Below are 3189 nucleotides of genomic sequence, written 5' to 3' on the forward strand. Positions count from 1 at the left end.
ATAGCAGTATGTAATAAGCTGCTAAAGCAAGCATTTGCAATTGCAAAATCAGGAACCTATTACCAGGAAAATTATATGTCGAAATTAGCTTAAAAGTACTAGGATTTTACCTTAGTTCTTTGTTGCCTGCAGTTTTAGGGCAGGTTTATTATTTCAATAGTTTTTTTCTTCTTTTCAGAATCTTTGATTCGAATATTTATTTTCTCGTAGTGCCAGCTTTCATTTTCTCTTTCTGCTGTTAGATCTACTTTCCCATTACCTTTCAAACCAGTAACTTTTATAGTTGAATTTACTGTTTGGTTGTGATCTGAAAAATTGACTTCTCCGTTTAAAATTGTCATTTTATCTATAGGCTGAATTTCTCTAATTTCATCTAATACTCTTTGATCGGAGTTAGCCTTTTCAATAGCATTTTTGTAGAGTTCTTGATCTGCATAAGCCTGGGTTAAATTAGTTCCAACTTTTCCCATTCCGGATGATGAAAACAAATAAAAGGCAACTGCTAAAACGACTATTATTGGAATTATCCATTTTAGAATTCTTCTCATATTTTCTTAATTAGTAAATGTTTTGTTGGCTTTACTTCTAGCTTTTTCGAAGGACTCTTTTCTAAACTTTGGATCCACATATCCGAAGAAACTAATTGTGCTATCTTTTTTGTGCACTAAAACAATAAATTTTTCACCTTCTTTGAGACGTGCTTTAATGTTTTCTTCGTACCCTTCTAATGGTTTTTCTTTTTCAAGAAAGTATTCGTAAAATAGAATATTCGTTTTTGGAATATGGTAACTCAATCTATTTTCTTTGACTCTTCCAATTACTTCATAAAATTCCTCTGGATCGTAATCTTCATAATCTAATCCTTTATTATTCTCTGAATTTGAACAACTAAGAATTGAAATACCAGTTATTATTAGAAAAATTAAAGTCAGTATTCTTTTAGTCAAAATCATTCTGAAAATTGCTGGCAACGGCGGTCTCGGTTATCGCCAGTTGACGGAGTAAGGGACGCGTATTTGTCGGCTTAATGTTGGTTTGTTGGTCAAGTAAATTATTTTCTTTCTAGCGGTACCGCTTATTGGCGATTAACCGTTGTTACCTGCTGGCATTTTGTAACAACCACGTTTGTAGCATGAAATAACTGCGCTTATTCATAATAGCAATTATTATCAAGCCAGAAACTTCTTTATTAATAATCAATCTTGCTTGGTTAAATAATCATATTTCATCATTTCTTCAAGATCATCATCAATGCTTTCATCATATGAGAAGTTATAGATCATCCATTTATCCTTTGGTTTGTAATATTTAAAAACAAATCGGAAGGGTTGTCTTTCGTATTTTACTAGATAGACTGCAATTTTTAAACTCTCACTCAAAGACTTTTCTCCAATCTTTTCGTAGCCCATATATTCTCCAACTAAGGAAGCGTTTTCCCTAATTTGGTATTTTACTTTAGTAGCACCATCCTTATTTTCCACCATCCATTTGTTCGTCCCAAAAAGATTATCGAAAGCTTTGTCAGTGTCCAACTTAAATTCAGTGAAAAACTTTTCAGTAAGTTCGTCAGTAGATTTTTGTGAATATGATATAAAAGTGGTCAAAGTGAGGAATGCTCCTAGAATCAGTTTTTTCATTTTATAGTTCAATTTTTAATAATGCTTGCAGGTAACGGTCTCGGTTATCGCCAGTTGACGGAGTAAGGGACGCGTATTTGTCGGCTTAATGTTGGTTTGTTGGTCAAGTAAATTATTTTCTTTCTAGCGGTACCGCTTATTGGCGATTAACCGTTGTTGTTGCACGTTTAATTACTCTACACTAAGTTTTAAGTAATGATTGCGTCCAATGGTTATTGGATAAGAAATATACAATAGCCCTCCCAACGAATATAAAAAGATCAAATATTGATTTATATCAACTAAAAATGATATTCCTATAAAGATTACTTGAATTAGAATTAGGATCGGTAAAATCCACTTATTCTTAGTGAAGCCAGTCAATTCCACTGCTTTTGTTTCATTTCCTTTTAGTAATATTTCTTGTTCTTGACTACCGCACCAATCGATTTTTGCGTGCAGTTTATACTTTCCTTTTTCTAGATCAAATTCCTTCGTTTCTCCGTCCTCAATCGTTCCAATTTTTTCGTTATTTAAGTATAAACCAATACTTCTTCCTCTATTGGCAAATTCAGATCGTCTATTTATTACTAGTTTACTCATTGATTTGGAACTTCTAAAATTAAATGTGCTACAACGGTCTCGGTTATCGCCAGTTGGCGGAGTAAGGGACGCGGATTTGTCGGCTTAGCATATTGTTGTTGGTCAAGATAATTATTTTCTTAGTAAAGCTGCCGTCTATTGGCGATTAACCGTTGTTATATGCTGTGTTTTTAATAGAATCTATTTGATTTGGGCTCAAAATTAGACAAATCGGGTTTTCCTTCAATTTTGATGAATTCTTCTTCCTTCTTTAAAACTTTATCTTGCTCATAACTGTCAGTTTGAGTTCTGCGGATTCCAGTTATAAAATCTAGATTTTGATAAAAGATCTTACCTCGTCCATCTGATGCTACAGAATTATATTCCATTAATTCAAATTTTCCGTCCCTATACTGGAATTTATGTTCAAAATGCCCACGTAATAGTTCGTGTTTAATCCAGAGATTCCTATCAATAATTTCGATTTCCCAAAAGTTCTCTCCATTTGATACATTTCTGCCACCAGGGAAATTAAGTAGAATAGCTTTATCGGTTTTTAGAGCCAGCTTATAACTTTTATCATTCTGTCCAAAGAATACTTCGAGTCTATAAGGTCTTTTTTCGTCGATGGTATCTTGAGTAATAGCAACGGAATCTATGATCTTATCGTTATTAATTTTTCCAATTTCAGACATCACAAAATGATCAAAATTAGATTCGGTTTGAGCGTAAGAATTAATAATGGGAAGAAAAATCAAAAGAAATAATAAGTTCGAATTTCTCATAAAATATAGCATATAACGGTCTCGGTTATCGCCAGTTGGCGGAGTAAGAGATGCGGATTTGTCAGCTTAGTATTGGTTCGTTGGTCAAGTTAATTATTTTCTTACTAACGGTGCCGCTTATTGGCGATGAACCGTCTTAAGTTTAATTTTTCTAAATTTTGATTGTATAAACAGAAAGAACTAAAGAGAGGAATAAGATTAAATGA

At 33.0% G+C, this 3189-nt stretch carries 5 protein-coding genes; all 5 read right to left on the reverse strand.

Going from position 1 to position 3189, the window contains the following annotated elements; all coding sequences use genetic code 11:
- Positions 1–134: 134 nt before the first annotated feature.
- The 5 genes from ACNKXS_RS15035 to ACNKXS_RS15055 all read right to left on the reverse strand — a co-directional run bounded on the left by ACNKXS_RS15035 (position 135) and on the right by ACNKXS_RS15055 (position 2983).
- A complete protein-coding gene (locus ACNKXS_RS15035) occupies positions 135–548 on the reverse strand; it encodes a cytochrome c oxidase assembly factor Coa1 family protein (RefSeq protein ID WP_417921590.1) in 414 nt (137 codons plus the stop codon).
- 6 nt (positions 549–554) lie between these two features.
- A complete protein-coding gene (locus tag ACNKXS_RS15040) occupies positions 555–953 on the reverse strand; it encodes a hypothetical protein (protein WP_417921591.1) in 399 nt (132 codons plus the stop codon).
- A 243-nt stretch (positions 954–1196) separates the two neighbouring features.
- The gene (locus ACNKXS_RS15045; RefSeq protein WP_417921592.1) at positions 1197–1637 is read right to left on the reverse strand and encodes a hypothetical protein; all 441 of its coding nucleotides are present in this window, start codon (positions 1635–1637) and stop codon (positions 1197–1199) included.
- 171 nt (positions 1638–1808) lie between these two features.
- Entirely contained in the window at positions 1809–2219 is a 411-nt protein-coding gene (locus ACNKXS_RS15050) for a hypothetical protein (protein WP_417921593.1), read from the reverse strand.
- Positions 2220–2389: 170 nt separating this feature from the next.
- Positions 2390–2983: a hypothetical protein gene (locus ACNKXS_RS15055; protein ID WP_417921594.1), complete on the reverse strand. Its 594-nt coding sequence runs from the start codon at positions 2981–2983 to the stop codon at positions 2390–2392.
- Positions 2984–3189: the final 206 nt, after the last annotated feature.

The organism is Christiangramia marina (assembly GCF_048285865.1).
GTDB classification, from domain to species: Bacteria; Bacteroidota; Bacteroidia; order Flavobacteriales; family Flavobacteriaceae; genus Christiangramia; species Christiangramia marina.